This window comes from Glaciimonas immobilis, from assembly GCF_011947285.1.
GTDB classification, from domain to species: domain Bacteria; phylum Pseudomonadota; class Gammaproteobacteria; order Burkholderiales; family Burkholderiaceae_D; genus Glaciimonas; species Glaciimonas immobilis.
This window is the reverse complement of record NZ_JAAOZT010000007.1, coordinates 318,588-340,043: the sequence shown is the minus strand read 5'-3', so window position 1 is coordinate 340,043 and position 21,456 is coordinate 318,588. Positions and strand designations below refer to the sequence as shown.

Below are 21,456 nucleotides of genomic sequence, written 5' to 3'. Positions count from 1 at the left end.
ATGTCTACATATACTGATCAGGTGCGTGACTACGTTCACAGGTATGAGCAGGAAACGGGCGAAGTCGGCTTAATTGACCCACATGAGGTGGCTGCATGGGCTTATCGCCATGGTTTGATCAAGCCAAATACCAAGACCATTATCGATGCCATCGCATCGGATATATCGCAGGTGTTTCGAGAGGAACATCGGACCGACAGTCGTGGACGTCGTTATCGGGCCAAGCATGCAATCAAGATCACTAAAGGGAACAAACAAGGTTCCTTATGGGCCGATATTGATGATAAAAATGCGCCGCGATCCCATTTTGTGCGCTCGTTCGCGGAACGCCGAAGGCAAGTCGTTGGCGAGTGCGTTCAACTCAAAACCGATGTAGACGTCTATAACGAAAAAAATCTGACTTCAGAACCGATCCAGATAGTCTTGGATTTTACCGAAGACGTTGATGAGTTACTTCAGAAATACGAGGATACTGCTGAAGAAATTTAAGCTTGCCAAAACCAGCAGTAAAGCACCATTCGCGGTGAAATTGAACCTGACGATCGACTCAAATTTTCTTTCCGGAGGCCGCGCCGACCTATTTATAGAACGATCTACGTATTTATAGTGCAATTTGAGAAGAGAACGTAACGCTACTACCATGAGCACAAATGATCATAGTCGCTAAAGTTTCTATCATTGGAGAGTGGGCAAGAACCACCAGGGCAATCCCCGGTCCAAATAATAGATGATAACGATTGTGGGGTAATTACCATGTATTCAGATATAAACTGGAAGGAAGCGCCCCAAAGTGCGCGCTGGTGGGCGATGGATGCGAATGGGTATGCGCACTGGTTTCTGGCGCCAAGCGTGGTCAGTTTTACTGACTTTTGGTTTGCCGAAGAAATACCTGCGCCGAGATTCGGGTACACCGGCGCCTGGCAAACAAGTTTGTCGGAGCGACCCGCATCTGAGAAACAAGAGAAATAAGAGAAATAGTGGATGGAATTTTGAGGTTAGATGCATCCAATAACTTCGACTTGATCCGGCGACATTTTTCGCCCTTTGCATATACCGCCGTAAAGACGTAAAAAAAGCCCGCCGACCTTTCGGCTGCGAGCTTTTAAATTTGGTGCTGGAATGTTTCCCGACCGCCAGCGCCGGTAGTGCGTGTCAACCACAGGCAGAGCTATATGCTATGCGACGACAATTACACTTTGATGACATTTGCTGAAAACTAGTGCCGAATTACTATTGTTACACCTGTTAAATCAAGCAGGCCACGACACCCCTAACCTATTTATCCGCATAAACATCTCTGCGGAATACTAAGGGCACCCTCACCCATAGCTATCTATTCGGACCATACCGCTTGCCTTAACAAAACGCAAACGCCAACATCGCCGCGTCTTCATCCAGAAACAGTAGCCCCGTTACCGACCATAGAAGAGCGTAAGCCGGGGCGCATCTCACGATGCAAAAAAGTCGCTCAGTCAACTATGATCCAATTTAACGCTCTCGCAGTGAACTGCAGGGCGCAATCTTTCGACCCCACATTTGTTAAAAATATTAAACACTCCGCCAAAAAGATATTCCGCCCACTAAATTGGCAGCCTTACCGTACAGCGCCACTACCCCCTCAACAATTTGCAACAATCGCATCGGGCTATCCTGCGCCACGTCCGAAGACTATCCCAAAAAAGCCACGCGTCATACCGGTTACTATAATTAGTCTTGATATCCGCCAAGGTGCCACAGGCAATCCCCTCTTGCGCCAAATGGGAAGCCCGAATAAGGTTGCCGGTCGCCAGCACGCCGAATGGAGCGCCGGTGTTCGGAGCAGTCGAACGCTTTTAAATCTCCCGACTTCGCGCACCCGTCCTGCACTTCCTCCACACCACTACGTAACTTCCGGCACGTTGCTACGCCCTGTCTCCTAAAATTTGCGACATTCGCACTCTAGTGTAATGAAAAAGGCGTTACTCGTGTATTGCAGAAGTTGCGCGTAGTTATTTTTTGGTGCGCCCTTATGCTAAGTTTATTGGCATTATTTTTCCAATGCACAACTCGATAAATCTTAGGTCAGTGCTTGACAGCAAGGAATCTGGTTAGTACAACCGGAAGAAATTTTGAATGGCGGCGTCAATTATGCCAGCGCCCATCTCTGCTTGGTTAACCTTCCTCCCCGTTACTCCTCCGCACCAAAATGAGCCGGATATCTGCGCCAATTTGAGACAAATATCATACTGGGTTCATGGCGACAGACCGCATTACACTCGCCACCGCCATAACTATCTGATCTTATTAAAAATAATATTTTCTAATTTGTTGGCACGCAGAATGCCTAGCCTATTGCAGACTAGAAAAAGTTGAACCCGTGACTACCGTCGCCACATCTTTTCAAAAAGATTTATAAGGGATGATGAAGCACGAGAACGTCAAAAGTCTAGCCGACCTGAAAGGCAAAATTATTCTCGCCGGCAGCACAGCACACCCTACGTGACTGCCTTGGCTGGAAGCAAAGTACGGCTATACAGAGTCTCTGGTGCGGGCTTAAACGTTCAACCTGCAACCGTTCTTTGTGGACCAGAACGTAGTGCAGCAAGCCTATCCTTTTTCCAAACCATTTCAGGCGATGAAGCTAATGTGAAGACTAACTTCTTCCTGTTTGCACAGGATGGCTACCCGCCGTACGGCACCACCATTGGGACGATGCAAAAGACCGTGGCAGACAAGCCGGACATGGTAGCGCGCTTCGTAAAAGCGTCCATCAAAGGCTGAAAGAGTTACCTCGTCGATCCTGCCGCTGGCAATGCATACTTGCACCCAGACAACGACCGTTCCAGCGCTTCGTTTTTTCTATCAATTAGATTTAATCGATATAGAAAATCAATGATATTCAGGAAACGTATAAAGGAAATACTGATTCGAAATTGGATTTCGTACGGCAAACTTTTTATACTTACTCCCACTGATAGCTTAATTCTTTTTGGAAACTTACCATGTACATCATTCAATACTTCCCAGTTGCTTTAGCCATCGTCGCTTTCGGCTTGCGTTTTTCTTTGTCGTCAAAAGCAGGCTTGCCAAAATAAGCTCAAGCTTAATGCATTAGTCATCTCGCTCGACTGCGAGACCGTTTTAAAATGTTAATGGCAATCACGCCGTTAATACAGACATGCCGAATACCGACGATCACCTTCGTATCGCTAAAATATCCGGGTATTGCCGATCAACACCAGCCTTACGCCGCAGTATGAAAGCCGCTGGCCCGCTCATCGTCGGGTCCGTTCGCAAGAACGCCGAAATACCCCCTCATGCAACTCTCCTCTGGCGGGGATGTCTACATTGTTACCACCAGCAATATTGCCACGTTTAATACTTTTGTTATACAACCTATGCTCCGCATTGGGCGTTGACACAGCGTTCGTTTGATAGGCGTGACCGCTTGCGACATCAAACAAAGTTGTTTTACGCACCATCAGGGCCAACGAACAAAACATTATGCTTCAATGTAATACTCATTTCGTATAACGTCGCCTAACCCGTTGTATTACGGAGAATCGCAGCTGGTACGGTTTGATAACCGTTTAAACTGTCGCAAAATCTACGCAGCCTCCTCCCCGACTTGCCCATACAACATATCTGGCATTGTTCGCAGCTTCACCCTTTGTCATTCCACGAATAGGAAAACTATCATGCAACAACTTTCTCCAAGCGGACGTCAGGTGATCGAAGAAATCGCGCGACGCCATGGATTCAGTGTCGATGCAGTGTTAAGCATGCTTCAGTCGGTTATCAATGGCAATGGTGGGATGGCACAATTTAATCATCCGGAATTCAGCGGCTCGGGCCAGTGGATGCAGGGCGGGATGACCATGGTGTCGGACATGTTCAATGGCTACCTCAAAAATCGCGTTGACAGTCTATGCACGGAACTGGCACGTTTGATAGCCAATCAACCAGACTTGCTACGAAGCGGTAGCTTCCAGTCGCAAAGTCAGGGTGGCTCCTATCAGGGCGGCGGCCAGCAGCAAAACAATTATGCGAATTTAAATTCGCAATATCAAAATTCAAATTCGTCCCAGCACAACAATACGGCCAGTCTGTTTGTGCCGCCCGCACCTGGCAAATCAAACGATTGGTGGCCTGCCGATCTACGTTGGCCGAATAGCACCGGTGCCCAGAACAATGTGCGCTACGCTTACTTCGCACAAGCACGCCGCCTGGTGATCGAATTAAACGACAGAGTCACCGTCTATGACACGCTGGATCATCAAATCGGCGGCTTCTCGCAACAGCAATCTTATGGCGGATCAATCTGCTTTAACAGCCAATACGGCCTGATTGACGTCGCCAGTTTGCCGGTTATCTCGATTGATGGCGTACCGCAAACACAGCAGGACAACAATAATGGCAACCAGTTTGCCAATACGCCAGTCCCGGCACCGATGAATACGCCAGTAAACAATGTGGAACCGGTAGCAGCGCAACAACCACCACAACAACAATCACCACAGGTGCCATCCGTGAGTGCTGCGATCGCCGATTCGGACGTCTTTAGCATGATTGAAAAACTGGCCGACTTGCGCAAGCGAGATCTTCTTAGTGAGGCGGAATACGTCACTAAAAAAACGGAATTACTTGCGCGGCTATAACTAGCAATAGACAGCAATAACCAACGATATTCTGCGCTATTTGCAACTGCAGATAATCAAAAAGCTCTCAATACTGAGAGCTTTTTTATGTCTTTACTGCCCGCTAAAACAGGTTTACGCAAACCATCGTTTGAGTCCAATCCAGCCCTTTACAGTCATTCGCTAGTCGCTCGCCTTTTACCATGAGTCAAACGAAACCCGGTTAACTCCCTGTTTAACTAAAACCTCGGCCTCTTTACTCGTTCACGTACCTTGCCTTTGATGGGGTACATATCCAACCTACCAGAACCAAGGCTTATGAAACATTCAGCACCATTCCTACTTCGCCAGATTAGCATTGCGACGGACCGCAAGCCATGCCTGGATGTAATCGGCTTTGGCTGACAACACGCTTGGATTATCCGACAGACTGACACCGGCGATCCCTGCGTTAGCGGCGTCGGCCTGCTTCGTCGCTACCGCTAACGAGGCTTTGGCATCTTCTACGGCTTGCCGCGCGTGAGCGATATCTTCACCGGAAAGTGTGTGAGAAGCCTCCAGCGGCGCGCGCCGTGCCAAATCGTCGGTGGCCTTTTTTTAACTATACCCATCGGCTGAGCCGCTTTGGCGATCACTGCGATAGCCATCCATCCCGCTTGCCCGACACCGAGATCCTTTAAACGACGGTCAAGGGCCTGACGCCAGGCACGTGCGGGTACTGTGCAAAGCACTAGAAAAACGCTCTTGAGTAGAAGGCATATTATTAACATTAAAATAATTAGAGTACTTACTATTTATAGTAGTACGATTTAGGAGCCGTACGATTGAAAATAATTTGCCGTTTTTAGCATATAAACCACAACCATGTGCGGTCAGAGTCGCACCAAGGCGTTGAGGAGGCATACAAAAAAGCATCTCTATGGGTTAAGCGGGTACTGTTATTATGGAATGCTATAATCCTGCCCTTGCGTTCTCACGAAAAATCGCATTCTGAACCACCTTTTTCGCAGCAACTCAACGGAGTTCCTATGCCCGCAACAACGTGGTTAAAACGCTGGTTGATAGCAGTAGCAATGACGATGATGGCATTGCCAGCGTTGGCGTTTGATCGGACTTTTCCCGCGACCACCCTCCGTGGAAACATGACGATTACCGCCTATCCTGCGATTACTGTAGGTAAAGCTACTTTGCAGTTGTCGCCCGGCTCCCGGATTTGGGGACAAAATCATTTGACGCAGATACCCGTATCATTGGGATCGAGCACTTATTTAGTAAATTACACACAAAATTTTCAGGGCGATGTAGATCGGGTCTGGATACTGACTACCGATGAGGCGAGTCAGTCGATCGAGACTCAACGCAGTAACTTGAAGTGAAAATCATGGAAAAAACGATCCAAAAGAAAGTCTACATAAAAACGTTCGGTTGTCAGATGAACGAATATGACTCAGACAAAATGGCTGATGTCCTTAACGCGTCTCACGGCTTGATCAAAACTGATCGCCCCGAAGATGCTGACGTCATTCTATTGAACACTTGTTCAGTCCGCGAAAAAGCACAAGAGAAGGTATTTTCCGATCTGGGCCGTTTGCGTGAACTCAAATTCAAGAACCCCGATTTGTTAATTGGCGTTGGCGGTTGTGTGGCCTCTCAAGAAGGCGCGGCAATCGTCAAGCGTGCGCCTTACGTTGATATCGTGTTCGGTCCACAAACCCTGCACCGATTGCCCGAGATGATCAAGCAACGGCGTATGACCGGCAATTCTCAGGTAGATATCAGCTTTCCTGAAATCGAAAAATTTGACCATATGCCACCGGCCAAAGTCGATGGCGCGACCGCTTTTGTGTCGATCATGGAAGGCTGCAGTAAATATTGCAGTTATTGCGTCGTGCCCTACACGCGCGGTGAAGAAGTCTCGCGGCGCTTTGAAGACGTATTGACCGAAGTTGCTGGCCTGGCCGAACAAGGTGTTAAAGAGATTTCGTTGCTAGGCCAAAACGTGAACGCGTTCCGCGGCGTCATGGCAGATGGCGAGATTGCCGACTTTGCGCTGTTAATCGAATTTATCGCCGAAATACCGGGCATAGAACGCATCCGTTTCGTTACCAGCCATCCAAAAGAGTTCACGCAGCGCCTGATCGATACCTACGCCAAAGTACCGAAATTAGTTGATCATCTGTATTTGCCCGCACAGCACGGCTCGGATCGCATTTTAGCGGCGATGAAGCGCGGTTATACCGTACTCGAATACAAATCGGTGATCCGGCGCTTGCGTAAGGTACGCCCAAACATTTGCATCTCCAGTGATTTCATTGTTGGTTTTCCCGGCGAAACAGATGAGGATTTCGATGCTTTGATGAAGCTGATCCATGAAATCGGTTACGACAATAGCTTCAGCTTTATTTTTAGCCCGCGCCCCGGCACCCCAGCCGCTAATCTGGAAGACGATACGCCGCCGGAAGTTAAACTCCAGCGTCTGCAGCATCTGCAAGCGGTGATTAAAGAAAATACAATCCGAATCAGTGAAGAGATGATTGGTACCGTGCAACGGATACTGGTTGAAGGACCGTCCAAAAAAGATGCCAACGAGTTACAAGGCCGCTCTGAAAACAATCGGGTGGTTAACTTTGATGGTGGCCCACACTCTGCCCGCCTGATAGGACAATTAATCGATGTCACCATCACGGAAAGCTACAAATATACTTTGCGTGGTGAGTTGGTGGTCACCGCTTAATTCGTTCTGCACTCAGGTGTTAGGCGCAAGATGCGTTAAACAGCTTCTTAGTTGTTAAAACGCATCAATTAGTTGCACTAGTATCATTAATGATAAATTTTGCTTGATTTTGAATGATGTCAGCGCACATAGAACAAACTCAGGTTGCCAAGATCGTGTAATCTGCCCAGAGCATGTGGGTTATCTTGCACCCACTTTCTTCCTCGCTTTCTTCCTATTAATGACGCATTATCTGACGAGCCCACATTCGCTTGAAAACCAAAACTAAAACGCCAACGCAGCCGTACTTTTTCATCCCGGAACCGCTGGACAATACACGACTAGCGCACCTTTGTGGCCCGCTGGATGAGAACCTGCGACAAATATCAGCGGCGCTGGATGTGACGCTTTTCCGCCGTGGTGAAAAATTCATTGCTTCCGGTGCCAATGCCGAACGGGCTGTAGCAATACTTGAACAGTTCTACGCAATAGCGCATAGGGTGATTTCAGTCGAGGAAATCCAGCTGGCGCTGGTCGAGCAAAGAGCTAACGAGGCGCTGAAACTGGTGGCCGCGGGCGGTTCCGATGCTGCCTCTGACGATAATAGCGGCGACAATTTTGCAACGACCCCGATTCCGCCTTCGCAGATAGAAAGCCCTATCCTAAAAACCCGCCGCGCCGATCTGCGCGGTCGTACACCACACCAAATGGCGTACATACGCGCCATTTTAGAACACGACGTGACCCTGGGCATTGGCCCTGCCGGAACCGGCAAAACGTACTTGGCGGTGGCTTGCGCGGTCGATGCGCTGGAACGCGACGCGGTAAAACGTATCGTGCTGACGCGACCGGCGGTCGAAGCTGGCGAACGGTTAGGATTTTTGCCCGGCGATCTTGCTCAAAAAATCGATCCTTATTTGCGGCCCTTGTACGACGCGCTTTATGATTTACTGGGCTTTGACCGCACCCAAAAAATGTTCGAAAAACAGGCGATTGAAATTGCTCCGCTGGCCTATATGCGTGGCCGCACGTTGAACCATGCCTTCATTATTCTGGACGAAGCACAAAACACGACCCCAGAACAAATGAAGATGTTTTTAACCCGTATTGGCTTTGGCAGCAAGGCAGTAGTCACCGGTGACGTGACGCAGATCGACTTGCAGCGCGGTCAAAAAAGTGGCCTGATTGACGCCATGAATATTATGAAAGACGTACGCGGCATCGCATTCACCCGCTTTAACAGCACCGACGTGGTGCGGCATCCGCTGGTAGCGCGGATTGTGGATGCGTATGAGGCGGCGTCCCTTGCCACGCCAGTGGCACCCACCCACGGCGTCATTGATCCGGTCGTGCCGCCAGTCAAGCCCGTTAAAATTCCTAAACCTATTGAAACGGGCATCACTAAACGTGCCCGCAGTCGCAATGTCGCAAAAAAATAAATCTGTGTCCAACAAAGTCGCCAACAAGCTTTCGCTATCGGTCCAATATCCCGACCCTCGCCTCAAAGAGATTATTTTGCGACCGCAAGTGCGCCGCTGGGTGAAGGCGGCGCTGCTGGCTCCCGCAGAATTCGCCATACGTTTTGTTGACGCAGAGGAAGGCCGCACGCTCAATCGCAACTATCGGGGCAAAGATTATGCGACCAACGTGCTGACGTTTGCTTACACTGAGGACGAAGACGCCGAAACAACCGAGGCCGATATTGTGCTCTGCACCGACGTGCTGCAACGCGAAGCCGCAGAACAAAAAAAATCCATCGAAGAACACACCGCCCATCTGGTCGTCCATGGTGTTTTGCACGCTCAAGGCTACGATCATGAAAACGATGAAGAAGCGACCGAGATGGAGAATCTTGAAATTGAGATTCTGGCGGCTTTAGGATGGCCTAATCCGTATACGGATGTGGACGCCGGTATCGCTCAGCTTTAATTGTTATTTCGCGTCAAGACGATACGGCGTACAAAAACTATCGCGCAGACCCCGTATTCCTCATTTATTCGCTTTCGCTTCCATAAAAGATCATTACCTGTTGCAAGCAGCGCTTTATAGCGCGTTGCTTATTTTTTCGCTCCCCACTTTATCCCCTCTTACAGCATAAGTTGCTTACGGGCGCTAACGACTCCCTCCCCTCCCGCCGAAACTGATCAGGTCCCTAACCGATTCTCGCGCCAACTTAAAAATTGCTAAATTAATATTTAAAAACCACCCTTAATTTTGGCGAAAAATTTAACCTTTTCAAGCAAGTTGTAGTCCCTGAAAGTAGGACTTACGCAAAATCAGCCCGGCACCGAGCTAACAAGCCTGCAGAAGAAGGCAGCACTGTTGGTCGGGCCACGTTGGTCGGGCCACGAAAGGCGGCTAGGAAAGCGCAACGCCACTGGGGCGGTTTTGCGTAAGTCGTAAAAAGTACTAGCATAGAAAATAATGTGTAAGGAATCGTTTCCGCCGACGACTACGTTTCATTCAAGAATTTTCAAGTGCGTCACATGCGAACTTTCGGATCGATAGCGAATACGCAAAATATGCAAAATATGCAAAATATTTATAGTGCCCCCATCTTTTTCAGTGCCGGGAGACAAAAATGACCATTGAAGCGACAGAAAAATACAGGAAAATTGTCATCCATCCGGTGTGGTTGCGCATCACACACTGGCTCAATGCACTTGCGGTAATCGTGATGATTACCAGTGGCTGGCGCATTTATAACGCGTCACCGATATTCCCGTTCCACATTCCCAACCAATGGACGCTTGGCGGATGGCTAGGCGGCGCATTACAGTGGCATTTTGCTGCAATGTGGCTATTGTTCGTTAACGGGCTGTTGTATCTGATACTTAACGGGGCTACCGGACGCCTGTGGAAGAAATTTTTCCCGCTGACGCCTGCTGCGGTGCTACGGGATATTAAAAAAGCCCTTACCGGCAAACTTCAGCACGATACGTCCAATAAATATAACGCAGTGCAAAAATTAGCCTATCTTTCGGTCATTATCGACCTGATCCTCTTAGTGCTTTCTGGACTCGCGATCTGGAAGTCCGTGCAGTTTCCGATTTTGCGCGATTTGATGGGTGGTTATGACAATGCCCGCATCGTGCATTTTTTCGCAATGAGCTTTTTAGTTCTGTTTATTGTGGTGCACATCGTCATGGTCGCATTGGTGCCACGCACGTTGCTCGCCATGCTACGCGGCCGTTGAGTCTGCTCAAATAGATGCAAAGAAAATTTAAGGAGATTCGATCATGATCAAAAAAACTCGTCTGATGATCCCGTCGCAGCGCGACATCGATTCGATATTGAAGGATGCGCGGCAGGCCCTGGACATGCCATCGCGACGCCTGTTTGGCAAACGCGCGCTGACGTTAGGTGGTCTATCGCTGCTGACCGGCTGCAATATTACCGATGAGCCATCCATCAATCGGATGCTGGAACGGGTGTCAAGGTTGAACGATGGCGTGCAAGCGTGGCTGTTCGATCCGAATAAACTGGCGCCGACCTATCCAGCCTCCATGATCACGCGCCCTTTTCCATTTAACGCCTATTACGGCGAAGAGGACGTGCCGGAAATTGCGCAGGAAGGATATCTGCTGAAAATCGGTGGCCTGGTGACCAACAAAAGCCCATGGACGCTGGATGCCTTACACCAATTGCCACAAAATGCGCAAATCACGCGGCATATATGTGTAGAAGGATGGAGCGCAATCGGGCGTTGGGGCGGCGTCCCATTTTCGCTATTCCTAAAACAGATCGGGGCTGATCTTAGCGCCAAATATATTAACTTTCAATGCGGTGACGATTATCACACCAGCATCGATATGCCCACTGCGCTACATCCGCAAACCCAATTGACCCTAACCTATGACGGCCAGATTTTGCCGCCCAAATATGGTTTCCCGATGAAGCTGCGGATGCCAACCAAACTGGGCTACAAAAATCCAAAACATATTATGTCGCTGGAAGTAACAAACAAGTACCCCGGAGGCTATTGGGAAGATCAGGGGTACAACTGGTTCGGTGGGGCCTAAAAACCCGTTCTGGATCTCACACCACGCAGATCTTGAACGGGTTCTGAATAACTCTCTGATTATGGAGAGGCGGACACTGATGTATAGGCACTTTTGCCAAATTTAATCACTTGGAGATTTACATGAAAAAGCAATTATCGGCTGTATTGATGGGCTGTATGTTATTGGCCGCGACGACCGTCTATGCCCAAGACGCAATGAAGCCGGATGCTATGGGCAAGGATGGCATGGCGAAAGACAGTATGTCCAAGGATCAAATGGGCAAAGACAAAATGACCAAAAAAGCCCATACAATGAAGAAAAAATCGACCATGGACAAAGATGCCATGGGTAAAGACGCGATGGGCAAAGATTCAATGGCGAAAGACGATATGAAGAAATAATTGCTTTAAAAATCGTCGTTCAAAAAATTAAAGCAATGCTCCAAGGCATTGCTTTTTTTAGTGGAAATTCTTGTCGTTATGCAGTTAAGTGGTTAAATGGTTATGTTGTTATAAAGTACATTAAGTAATAGCTAAAAAATTAACCACCTACGATCCGCCGCAAATTTAGCTTCTGACGAAGCAATGGCAACCTTCATGACCGCAGCGTTACAGACCAACGACGCCAGCTACATCGCGCACGCCCTTGGCATTGTTGCGCGTGCGAAAGGCATGGCGCAGATTGCCGCACAAACGGGCCTTTCCCGCGAACAGTTGTAGCTTTCTTTTAGCGAAAACGGCAATCCGACCTTAAAAACCACCCTTGCCGTAATGCTGGCACTTGACCGGGATTTGACCGCTAAGGTTCACGCCTGAATCTACTTTTACCAACAGGCTGTGCAAACTCAGACAGTACGCAGGGGCAAGAAAAGCCCAGGGTAACCTCGGCAGGTAGCGTATTTTGTGGTTAAATTATCTTGTAAACTACCGATATAATGGCGTCATCAGACACGTTTCTTCGTCCGGTCACATATTTGTTGTATCCTAGCGAATTCGAAATAACGCAAATCCAAGGCTAACGCCATATGCCCGAGCACTCTAGTAGCGTCAAATCCTTTGACGCTAAACCCCACAGGTCTTTGTTTGAACGCCTGACCGCCCTCATTTCCCCCGAGCCTGAAAACCGCGCTGAGCTTCTCGATGTGTTGCAAGACGCCCACGAGCGCAATCTTATTGATGCCGATGCGCTATCAATGATTGAAGGCGTATTTCAGGTATCCGATCTTTCCACCCGTGACATCATGGTGCCGCGTTCGCAAATGGACATGATCGATATCACCAAGCCAATCGAGGAGTGGATGCCGGTAGTGCTGGCCACGGCGCACTCACGTTTTCCGGCGGTCGATGGTGACAGAGACAAAGTGATTGGTGTGTTGCTGGCGAAAGATTTACTCCGCTATTATGCCGAGGATTCATTTGACGTACGCGACATGCTGCGCCCGGCGATTTTCATCCCTGAATCCAAGCGCCTCAACGTGCTATTGCGTGACTTCCGCGCCAATCGTAATCACATGGCTATTGTCGTCGATGAGTACGGCGGTGTTGCAGGCCTGATTACGATCGAAGACGTTCTGGAGCAAATCGTTGGCGATATCGAAGACGAATATGACTTCGATGAAGCTGAAGACAATATTCTGGTCATTCGCGACGGCGATCAAGGTGCGCGCTGGCGGGTCAAAGCGCTGACGGAAATCGCACAATTTAACGAAACGCTGGATACGCATTTTTCTGATGAAGACGTCGACACCATCGGCGGACTAGTTGCCAATCATCTGGGACGGGTGCCGCGTAAAGGGGATCAATTCATATTTGATCGCGTCCGTTTTGAGGTGCTGCGCGCCGACCCGCGACAGGTCCATATGCTGCTGGTGGAAAAAATACAAGGCGCTCTTCCCGACCCTGATGCATAAGTCTGCACGTTGAGTACTGCGCTGGCATAGCGAATTTGTCCGGTGCTCCGCCGTTCCATATTTTGTTGTTACCTGCTCGCCCCTTACCGGACGTAACGGTCATTGCCAGTTATAAACGGGTAATGACAACAACCGAAGGGGCACCATACTCCCCCACGTAGCCGTTCCAGTTTGATTCAGTCACAGATAATTGATGCTGGATACGTAGCTTGGGTGCGCGTTGCCACCAAAGCATGGTTTTACGCGTAATACCAATCTTAGCCAACTCTCACGATGACCTTACGCTTCACCTTGATCCATCTCCCGCTCGCCGCCCTGCTGGGCGCACTCAACGTGCTGGCCTTTGCCCCGTTTGGCGCATGGCCGGTTCAAATATTAACGCTGGCGCTACTAATGTGGCGACTGCTACGCATTAACTCCCTTAACGCAGTTAAGCAGGCGGCACTCCTCGGCTGGGCGTTTGGTTTTGGATGGACTGTCTGCGGGGTGTATTGGCTGTATATCAGCTTGCACGTATACGGCGGCATGCCGGGCTGGATTGCGGCCCTCGCGGTGGTGCTGCTGGCGCTGTTTATCGGATTGTACGCCGCTCTGGCAACTGGCTTAACGGTCTGGCTGCGGAGGCGCTGGTCGGTCTCAGCGTTGATGACCGCCTTGGCGATTTTCCCTGCACTGTGGGGTTTAACTGAGTGGACGCGCGGATGGATATTTACCGGCTTTCCGTGGCTGGTGTCCGGCTACGCGCATACTGCCAGCCCACTAGCAGGCTATGCGCCAGTAATTGGGGTCTACGGCGTGGGAATGATCGCTGCTTTGATCAGCGGCTGTCTGGCCTGCTTGCCACAGAAGAAAATTCCTGTCCTCGCAGCAATCGGTCTTTTGCTGGTGGGATACGGTTTGCATACCGTAAACTGGACGCAACCAAGCGGACAACCGATATCGGTACGTTTGCTGCAAGGTAATGTGGCCCAACAGATGAAATTTGAGCCGACCCAGATTGATCACACCTTAGCGCTCTACAAGGACATGATCCGCACTAAGCCAGCCGATCTGATCGCCACACCGGAGATTGCGATACCGGTTTTACAAACGCAGTTACCACCAGAATATCTGCCCGCCATTGCCGATTTCGCACAACAGTCTGGCAGCACTATCGCGCTAGGCATTCCGATCACGGACGGTCCCGATAACTACGCCAATAGCGTGCTCGGCTTTTATCCCCAGACGGCGAAGGCTGCAACTAGTGGTTCTGACCCTGCCCCCCTCTATCGTTATGACAAACATCATCTGGTGCCGTTTGGCGAATTTATTCCTTACGGTTTTCACTGGTTTGTCAATTTGATGAACATTCCTTTAGGCGATTTCCATCGTGGCAATGTTGTCCAGCCGCCCTTCGCGGTAAAGGATCAATGGGTGCTTCCGAATATCTGTTATGAAGATTTATTTGGGGAAGAAATCGCCGCGCAATTATCGGCCCCGGAAGCGTCCGGTCATCGGGCGGCGACAATTTTATTAAACATGTCGAATATTGCATGGTTCGGCGATTCGATTGCGCTTCCGCAACATTTACAGATTTCGCAGATGCGCACTATTGAGACCGGTCGCCCCATGCTGCGCGCCACCAATACCGGCACCACCGCCGTCATCGATACCCATGGCAACCTACGGGCGCATCTGCCGCCGTTGCAGTTCGGCACGTTAGCGGCGACCGTGCAGGGTTACAATGGCGACACGCCTTATATTGTTATGGGTAATCGTTTGCTATTGGTGTGTGCGGCGCTATTGCTTGCAGCGGCATGGTTTACCGGACGCCAACGCCGAAACCCGTAAACAATGTCGAAGATATTTCGACCATCGACGCGTATGCTTTGGAAACTCACGCAAGGCGCGCCTTGCTATGGTTATAACAACACGTAACGAACAATGTACCAGGCGACTGTACAAACGACATAACAAACGGCGTAACAACAACGCGACACGAGCGTAATACCGGCAAGCCACATAAGCCCGCCAAAACCCGCTAAAATCGCTCCTTTAGCGAAACTCACTTTGCTTTTTAGCAACCGGCCCTGCCGCATGGAGCAGCACAAAAAATAATGCTTACATTTCAACAAATAATTCTTAAATTGCAAGATTACTGGGCCGCGCAAGGTTGTGCGTTATTGCAACCTTACGACATGGAAGTGGGCGCAGGTACCTCGCACACCGCGACGTTTTTACGCGCAATCGGACCTGAGCCTTGGCGCGCCGCCTATGTTCAGCCGTCACGCCGCCCTAAGGATGGTCGCTATGGCAACAATCCTAATCGGATGCAGCACTACTACCAATATCAGGTAGTACTCAAACCCGCGCCCGAAAACATTCTTGAGCTTTATCTTGGTTCGCTCGAAGCATTGGGACTCGATTTGCAAAAGAACGATGTCCGCTTTGTGGAAGACGATTGGGAAAACCCGACATTGGGTGCTTGGGGTCTGGGTTGGGAAGTATGGCTCAATGGTATGGAAGTCACCCAATTCACCTATTTTCAACAGGTTGGCGGCTTGGATTGCAAACCCGTGCTGGGCGAAATCACCTACGGTATCGAGCGTCTGGCAATGTATTTGCAAGGCGTCGAGAATGTCTACGATCTGGTCTGGACCGAATGGGTCGAGAACGATGTCAAGAAACACCTGAGCTACGGCGATGTGTTCCATCAAAACGAAGTCGAACAGTCGACTTACAACTTTGAATACGCCGATACGGAGTTCCTGTTTCCGCTGTTTGGCAGTTATGAAGCACAGGCCAAGAAACTGCTGGCAGTACCGCTGGCATTGCCCGCCTATGAAATGGTGTTAAAAGCAGCCCACACTTTCAATTTACTGGATGCGCGTGGCGCGATTTCCGTCACTGAACGCGCCGCCTACATGGGCCGCATTCGTAACCTGTCGCGCGAAGTAGCGAAAGCTTATTACGAATCGCGTGAAACGCTCGGCTTTCCGATGTGGGAACTGAACGAAAAAAATGCGCCGTTATTGTTGAAAGAATTTGGCGACGAATACACCGCAACGGTGGCACGCCGCGCAGGGAGTCAGGCAGTATGAGTTCTACCCTTTTAATCGAGATTTTTACTGAAGAACTGCCGCCGAAAGCGCTGGAAAAACTGGGCAATGCTTTTGCCAGCGGTATCTTTAATGGTTTGAAAGCGCGCGATTTTTTAGCCGCCGATGCAGTCGCCACAACCTACGCCACACCGCGCCGTCTGGCAGTCATCATCAGCAATGTCCGGGCGATATCGCTGGACAAGACCATGCGCGAAAAAGTGCTCCCGGTCTCCGTCGCACTGGACGCGCAAGGTCAGCCGAGCGTACCGCTGATCAAGAAGCTCGCAGCATTAGCCGCAGCCACCAACGCCGTGCTGATCACGCCAGATCAACTGGAGCGCGCGGCAGATGGCAAGGCCGAGAGTTTTTTCTACAGTTACACCGCCAAAGGTGCGGCGCTGGAAGTCGGCTTGCAAGTCGTTCTGGATGAGTCGATCGCCAAATTGCCCATCCCAAAGCAGATGAGCTACCAACTTCAGTACGGTCCTGCGGCTGGCGAGACGGTGCATTTCGTGCGCCCGGCGCACCGCCTGATCGCGTTGCACGGCGACGCCGTGGTACCTTTGCGTTTGTTAGGCCTGAAAGCTGACAGAATCACTGGCGGTCACCGCTTTTTATCAAAAGGCGCGGTGACAATTGCTGATGCAGAGAGCTATGTCGAAGTATTGGCGACCGAAGGCCGGGTCATTGCCAGTTTCGATCAACGTAGACAACAAATCCGCACTGCTTTGCTGGCTGCGGCGGGCGAAGATCTGGTGCTGATGCCCGAGTCGTTACTGGATGAAGTGACGGCACTTGTTGAATGGCCGGTGGTGTATCCATGCCATTTTGAAGACGAATATTTATCCGTGCCGCAGGAGTGTCTGATCCTGACCATGCAAACCAACCAAAAATACTTTGCGCTGACCGATACAGGGGGCAAACTGCGTTCACGCTTTTTGATCGTCTCTAATCTGGAAACCAAAGACCCGCAATACATCATTCAAGGCAACGAGCGCGTCGTACGTCCGCGTCTGGCGGATGCCAAATTTTTCTTCGAGCAAGATCAGAAAAAGACCCTGGCCGAGCGTGTTCCATTGCTTGCCAATGTGGTGTATCACAACAAACTGGGTAATCAATTTCAGCGCACCCAACGGGTGCAAGCTATCGCAGTCGCCATTGCCAAACTACTCAGCACCGATCCGTTGCTAGCTGTGAGTGCGGCACGTGCTGCTGGACTAGCCAAGGCCGATTTGCTGACTGACATGGTGGGCGAATTTCCTGAGCTGCAAGGCATCATGGGAACCTATTACGCTCGTCACGACGGCGAGACGGACCAGGTTGCGCTGGCGATTTCCGAGCATTATCAACCGCGCTTTGCGGGCGATGCATTGCCAACTACCGAGACCAGTACCGCAGTGGCGCTGGCCGACAAGCTGGAAACGCTGATCGGCATCTGGGGTATCGGCCTGCAGCCCACCGGCGATAAAGATCCATTTGCATTGCGTCGGCATGCTTTAGGCGTGTTGCGTATGTTGCTGGAAAAACGCTTGCCGTTATCGCTTAAGACGTTGCTGGACACTGCAGCGGAGTCGTTTGCTGACAATCCGAATTTTAAAGATCCGGGTGCAGACGTACTCAGCTTTATGTTCGACCGCTTGCGCGGCATATTGCGCGACCGCAGTTATGCGCAAAACCAGATTGAGGCTGTGGTCGCACAACTGCCCGACACACTGACTAACATCATTGAACGTCTCGACGCAGTACAGGCATTTGCCGCACTGCCGGAAGCCGAGGCATTGGCAGCGGCCAACAAGCGCATCACTAATATTCTGAAAAAGAATAATGTGACCTCTACCGGCACGGTGCAAGAAACATTATTGCAGGACGCGGCTGAGAAGGCGCTCTTCGCGGCCATGTCCAATGTCAAGCCACAGGTTGACGCAGCTTTTGCGCAGGGTGACTTTGCCGGTGCGCTACAGTCACTTGCGCGCTTGCGTACGGAAGTCGATGCATTTTTCAATGATGTCATGGTCATGGCAGAAGATGAACAGTTGCGTAACAACCGTTTGGCTCTACTGTCTAATCTGCACCTGATGCTGAATCAGGTTGCTGACATTTCCAAGCTAGTCGCCTGAGATCGCCATGGGACAACCAATAAAATTAATTATTCTCGATCGTGACGGCGTCATCAATCTGGACTCCGATGCGTTTATTAAATCGCCCGATGAATGGGTGCCGATCAAGGGCTCGCTGGAAGCCATTGCCCGCTTGAATCAAGCCGGTTATCGCGTGGTCGTGGCCACCAATCAGTCCGGGGTTGCGCGCGGTTTGCTCAATGTCCAGGTCCTCAACGAAATCCACCAAAAGATGCATACCGCCGCGCAATTGGTCGGCGCCGAAATTGATGCGGTCTTCTTTTGTCCGCACGCGGCAGAAGACAATTGCGATTGCCGCAAACCGAAGGCGGGCATGTTCATCGACATCGCCAAGCGGTTTGAAATCAGCCTGCGCGGCGGCGTACCGGTAATCGGCGACTCGCTACGGGATTTACAGGCAGGTTTTGTGGCCGGCTGCGCGCCGTTTCTGGTATTGACAGGCAAAGGAGAAATCACCCGTACCAAAGGCGGTCTGCCGCCGGGCACGATGATCTTCCCCGATTTGGCAGCAGTGGTCGACTTTATATTAAAAAAGCCGGTAGAAATGTCGGTTTAATGGGGCTGTCGGGTTTGATAGTCTGGCCTCGTTGTAAATAAAATTTTGGAGTAAGTATGCAGTTTTTCTTGTTTTTGCGATCGGCGTTATTCCTTGTCATCATGACCGTCGCCACCGTCGTCTGGGCGATCGCCTGTCTTTTCTTTGCGCCGTTTCCTTATGCAAAAAGATATTACATGACCTCACGCTGGAACGTCTTTATCGTCTGGCTGGCCAAAGTTATTTGCGGTATTCAGTATAAAGTGGTCGGCTATGAAAATTTTCCCGATGCACCGGCGATTGTTCTGTCCAAACATCAATCAGCCTGGGAAACGATTTTCTTACTGCAAATGACCCCGCGTCCTTTAGTGTTTGTCTTCAAAAAGTCCCTTACCTATATTCCGTTTTTCGGCTGGGCTATTGCGCTGATGCGCATGATCCCGATTGATCGCAGCGCGCGCGACTCTTTCGCTCAAGTCGTCACGCAAGGACGCAAGCGGCTTGCGGATGGCCAATGGATTATCATGTTCCCGGAGGGCACGCGGATTCCGGTCGGACAAAAAGGCAAATACAAACTCGGCGGGACACGTCTGGCGGTTGAAACCAACGCCGTGGTTGTTCCTATTGCAGTGAATGCGGGCGAATGCTGGCCAAAAAATTCTTTCATCAAAAAACCGGGGATCATCACAGTCTCAATCGGCAAGCCGATTTCTCCTGAAGGCTTAAATAGTGCAGAGTTGATGGAAAAAGTCGAAAATTGGATAGAATCAGAAATGCGGAGGATTTCACCGCATGTTTATACCAAATGACACACGGTATAAAGCAATGGGGCATCCCGGACTTTTGTTCAGCAGACTAATGAACCGTCAACAATCTTGAAATTTTTGCATCAAAAATCGCCTCCTCAAGCCCCTGACCTGAAGCCGCTCGCGCGGACGCCGGTTTCCCTCCAGCAACCCATGGCGCGCCAGCTAGATTTGTTTAGTCCGGTGCCCGGTGTTGCTGACCTTCTCCCTGACCCACAAGTACTGCCGCCAGCCAACAGTCCCTCACCGGTATTGACGCAGGGCGATCCGCCACCGGCGTCTGAAAAGGTCCGTCCCGAAGGTGTGGCGCCAGTGCCGCCGGGTAAGCGGCGTTTGCATATTGACGCGCATGTGCTGGATTACGCGTTGCTGCGCTCCAAACGACGCTCTATAGGATTTGTCATCAGCGACGATGGCTTGCGCGTGACAGCGCCGAAATGGGTGACAGTGGTCGAGATTGAAAGCGCTATCAGGGAAAAGAAACGCTGGATTTTTACCAAACTCTTTGAATATCGGGATCGCTCGGCACGCCGTCTGCAGCCTAAAATGACATGGTCCGATGGCGAGACGTTGCCGTATCTCGGTAGCAGCATCACCCTACGGATACGCGCAACGCAGGCGACCGGAATCGAATTTAATCCCGCCGCGGCTACCTTGACCGTTTGCCTGCCGCTGAATGCCAGTGAGCAACAACTCAAAGACCGCGTATTAGGCTGGTTACAGTTGGAAGCCAAGCGTGTGTTCGCTGAACGGCTGCGGCTTTACGCAGATAAATTAGGCGTGTCCTACAAATCGTTTGCGCTATCGTCCGCCACTACGCAATGGGGATCTTGCACCGCTGACGGCAAGATCCGCCTCAATTGGCGCCTGATGCATTTTGCGCTACCGCTAATTGATTACGTGATCGCGCACGAACTCTCCCATCTGCGTGAGATGAATCATAGCCCCCGTTTTTGGGCAACTGTGCAGTCGATTTTTCCTGAGTTTGAAACCGCACGGCGCACGTTGCGCGATAGCGCACAGGAAACGCTGCCGATTTTTTAAGTGCTGAGGTCGCTAGCAGAGAGATGCGCGACGTCACTCAACAGTTTTAAGGACTTGAAAAATTTTACCGGGTGGTAATCGAGATCAGTAAAGTGAAATCAAGCACAAAGCAAAAGAGGAGGATTATTCCTAAAATGAAAATAATCAATTGTGTCGTTCGCTATTTTTCTTAAGGAGCGAAACAAATAAAATTTGGCTTATGTTGAATACAAAGCAGCTGATCATGTACCGCCTCGGTGCCAGGCTTTTATTCATTCTTAAGAGAACCATAATGAACATCCGAAATACTTCCGTAGGGCTTGTGTTGCTGACAGCGGTCAGCGCCGTAGTGTTACTGACAGCGGTCAGCGCCGCATTTGCAGGCATCCCCTCGCCCGTCGAAAGCACGTTCGCGCCAACAACTACTGGTGACCACGTCGCTCTTGGGGATCAACAAATAGCTGAGCAAGGCTTTATTAGTATCAGCGATGACTATCCCGTCAATGTCGTGGCAAAATCCACGTTGACCCGGCAGCAGGTGCAATCTGAATTGAGAGCGGCAAACCATCAACCCTTTAGCAAGCCCAGCTATGCCGAGCTCGTCTTTTTGAGATAAGTTTGCTCACGTTCGT

General features: G+C 50.4%; 20 protein-coding genes and 1 pseudogene. 20 read left to right on the top strand and 1 reads right to left on the bottom strand.

The window, feature by feature from the left end; all coding sequences use genetic code 11:
* The 4 genes from HAV38_RS13365 to HAV38_RS13350 all read left to right on the top strand — a co-directional run bounded on the left by HAV38_RS13365 (nucleotide 1) and on the right by HAV38_RS13350 (nucleotide 4,637).
* Complete coding sequence (locus tag HAV38_RS13365; RefSeq protein WP_168055875.1) at nucleotides 1-489, top strand: hypothetical protein; 489 nt, start codon at nucleotides 1-3, stop codon at nucleotides 487-489.
* Nucleotides 490-753: 264 nt separating this feature from the next.
* Entirely contained in the window at nucleotides 754-969 is a 216-nt protein-coding gene (locus tag HAV38_RS13360; RefSeq protein WP_168055874.1) for a hypothetical protein, read from the top strand.
* Nucleotides 970-2,625: 1,656 nt separating this feature from the next.
* Nucleotides 2,626-2,760, top strand: coding sequence for an ABC transporter substrate-binding protein (locus tag HAV38_RS21920; RefSeq protein ID WP_168055873.1), 135 nt, complete (start codon nucleotides 2,626-2,628; stop codon nucleotides 2,758-2,760).
* Nucleotides 2,761-3,677: 917 nt separating this feature from the next.
* Nucleotides 3,678-4,637 carry an SHOCT domain-containing protein gene (locus HAV38_RS13350; protein WP_168055872.1) on the top strand — a complete coding sequence of 320 codons (960 nt, stop codon included), beginning with the start codon at nucleotides 3,678-3,680 and terminating at the stop codon, nucleotides 4,635-4,637.
* 318 nt (nucleotides 4,638-4,955) lie between these two features.
* Here HAV38_RS13350 and HAV38_RS13345 read toward each other — a convergent pair.
* Nucleotides 4,956-5,201: pseudogene (locus HAV38_RS13345) on the bottom strand (EmrA/EmrK family multidrug efflux transporter periplasmic adaptor subunit); the annotation flags it as partial.
* 443 nt (nucleotides 5,202-5,644) lie between these two features.
* On the opposite strand from HAV38_RS13345, the gene HAV38_RS13340 reads away from it, so the two are divergent.
* From HAV38_RS13340 to HAV38_RS13265, 16 genes are all read left to right on the top strand, one after another.
* Nucleotides 5,645-5,992 carry a hypothetical protein gene (locus HAV38_RS13340; protein ID WP_168055870.1) on the top strand — a complete coding sequence of 116 codons (348 nt, stop codon included), beginning with the start codon at nucleotides 5,645-5,647 and terminating at the stop codon, nucleotides 5,990-5,992.
* A gap of 17 nt (nucleotides 5,993-6,009) precedes the next feature.
* A complete protein-coding gene (gene miaB, locus HAV38_RS13335) occupies nucleotides 6,010-7,350 on the top strand; it encodes a tRNA (N6-isopentenyl adenosine(37)-C2)-methylthiotransferase MiaB (protein ID WP_168056001.1) in 1,341 nt (446 codons plus the stop codon).
* Between the two features lie 251 nt (nucleotides 7,351-7,601).
* Nucleotides 7,602-8,768 carry a PhoH family protein gene (locus HAV38_RS13330; protein ID WP_168055869.1) on the top strand — a complete coding sequence of 389 codons (1,167 nt, stop codon included), beginning with the start codon at nucleotides 7,602-7,604 and terminating at the stop codon, nucleotides 8,766-8,768.
* A complete protein-coding gene (gene ybeY / locus HAV38_RS13325) occupies nucleotides 8,752-9,258 on the top strand; it encodes an rRNA maturation RNase YbeY (RefSeq protein ID WP_168055868.1) in 507 nt (168 codons plus the stop codon). Before HAV38_RS13330 ends, ybeY begins: the two co-directional genes overlap by 17 nt.
* A 652-nt stretch (nucleotides 9,259-9,910) precedes the next feature.
* Nucleotides 9,911-10,525: a cytochrome b/b6 domain-containing protein gene (locus HAV38_RS13320; protein ID WP_168055867.1), complete on the top strand. Its 615-nt coding sequence runs from the start codon at nucleotides 9,911-9,913 to the stop codon at nucleotides 10,523-10,525.
* A gap of 43 nt (nucleotides 10,526-10,568) precedes the next feature.
* On the top strand, nucleotides 10,569-11,351 hold the full coding sequence (locus tag HAV38_RS13315) for a molybdopterin-dependent oxidoreductase (RefSeq protein ID WP_168055866.1): 783 nt from the start codon (nucleotides 10,569-10,571) through the stop codon (nucleotides 11,349-11,351).
* 122 nt (nucleotides 11,352-11,473) lie between these two features.
* Nucleotides 11,474-11,734, top strand: a complete 261-nt coding sequence (locus HAV38_RS13310) for a pentapeptide MXKDX repeat protein (RefSeq protein WP_168055865.1) — start codon at nucleotides 11,474-11,476, stop codon at nucleotides 11,732-11,734.
* A gap of 195 nt (nucleotides 11,735-11,929) precedes the next feature.
* On the top strand, nucleotides 11,930-12,052 hold the full coding sequence (locus HAV38_RS21915; RefSeq protein WP_245182351.1) for an addiction module antidote protein: 123 nt from the start codon (nucleotides 11,930-11,932) through the stop codon (nucleotides 12,050-12,052).
* A gap of 305 nt (nucleotides 12,053-12,357) precedes the next feature.
* Entirely contained in the window at nucleotides 12,358-13,242 is an 885-nt protein-coding gene (locus HAV38_RS13300; RefSeq protein WP_168055864.1) for a CorC family transporter, read from the top strand.
* A 273-nt stretch (nucleotides 13,243-13,515) separates the two neighbouring features.
* Nucleotides 13,516-15,072, top strand: coding sequence for an apolipoprotein N-acyltransferase (lnt, locus tag HAV38_RS13295; RefSeq protein WP_168055863.1), 1,557 nt, complete (start codon nucleotides 13,516-13,518; stop codon nucleotides 15,070-15,072).
* Between the two features lie 266 nt (nucleotides 15,073-15,338).
* Nucleotides 15,339-16,322, top strand: coding sequence for a glycine--tRNA ligase subunit alpha (gene glyQ, locus HAV38_RS13290; RefSeq protein ID WP_168055862.1), 984 nt, complete (start codon nucleotides 15,339-15,341; stop codon nucleotides 16,320-16,322).
* Complete coding sequence (glyS, locus tag HAV38_RS13285; RefSeq protein WP_168055861.1) at nucleotides 16,319-18,439, top strand: glycine--tRNA ligase subunit beta; 2,121 nt, start codon at nucleotides 16,319-16,321, stop codon at nucleotides 18,437-18,439. Before glyQ ends, glyS begins: the two co-directional genes overlap by 4 nt.
* A gap of 19 nt (nucleotides 18,440-18,458) precedes the next feature.
* Entirely contained in the window at nucleotides 18,459-19,016 is a 558-nt protein-coding gene (gmhB, locus tag HAV38_RS13280) for a D-glycero-beta-D-manno-heptose 1,7-bisphosphate 7-phosphatase (protein WP_168056000.1), read from the top strand.
* A gap of 56 nt (nucleotides 19,017-19,072) precedes the next feature.
* The gene (locus HAV38_RS13275) at nucleotides 19,073-19,804 is read left to right on the top strand and encodes a lysophospholipid acyltransferase family protein (protein WP_168055860.1); all 732 of its coding nucleotides are present in this window, start codon (nucleotides 19,073-19,075) and stop codon (nucleotides 19,802-19,804) included.
* A 150-nt stretch (nucleotides 19,805-19,954) separates the two neighbouring features.
* A complete protein-coding gene (locus tag HAV38_RS13270) occupies nucleotides 19,955-20,845 on the top strand; it encodes a M48 family metallopeptidase (protein ID WP_168055999.1) in 891 nt (296 codons plus the stop codon).
* Nucleotides 20,846-21,116: 271 nt separating this feature from the next.
* Nucleotides 21,117-21,440, top strand: coding sequence for a DUF4148 domain-containing protein (locus HAV38_RS13265; protein ID WP_168055859.1), 324 nt, complete (start codon nucleotides 21,117-21,119; stop codon nucleotides 21,438-21,440).
* Nucleotides 21,441-21,456 lie beyond the last annotated feature (16 nt).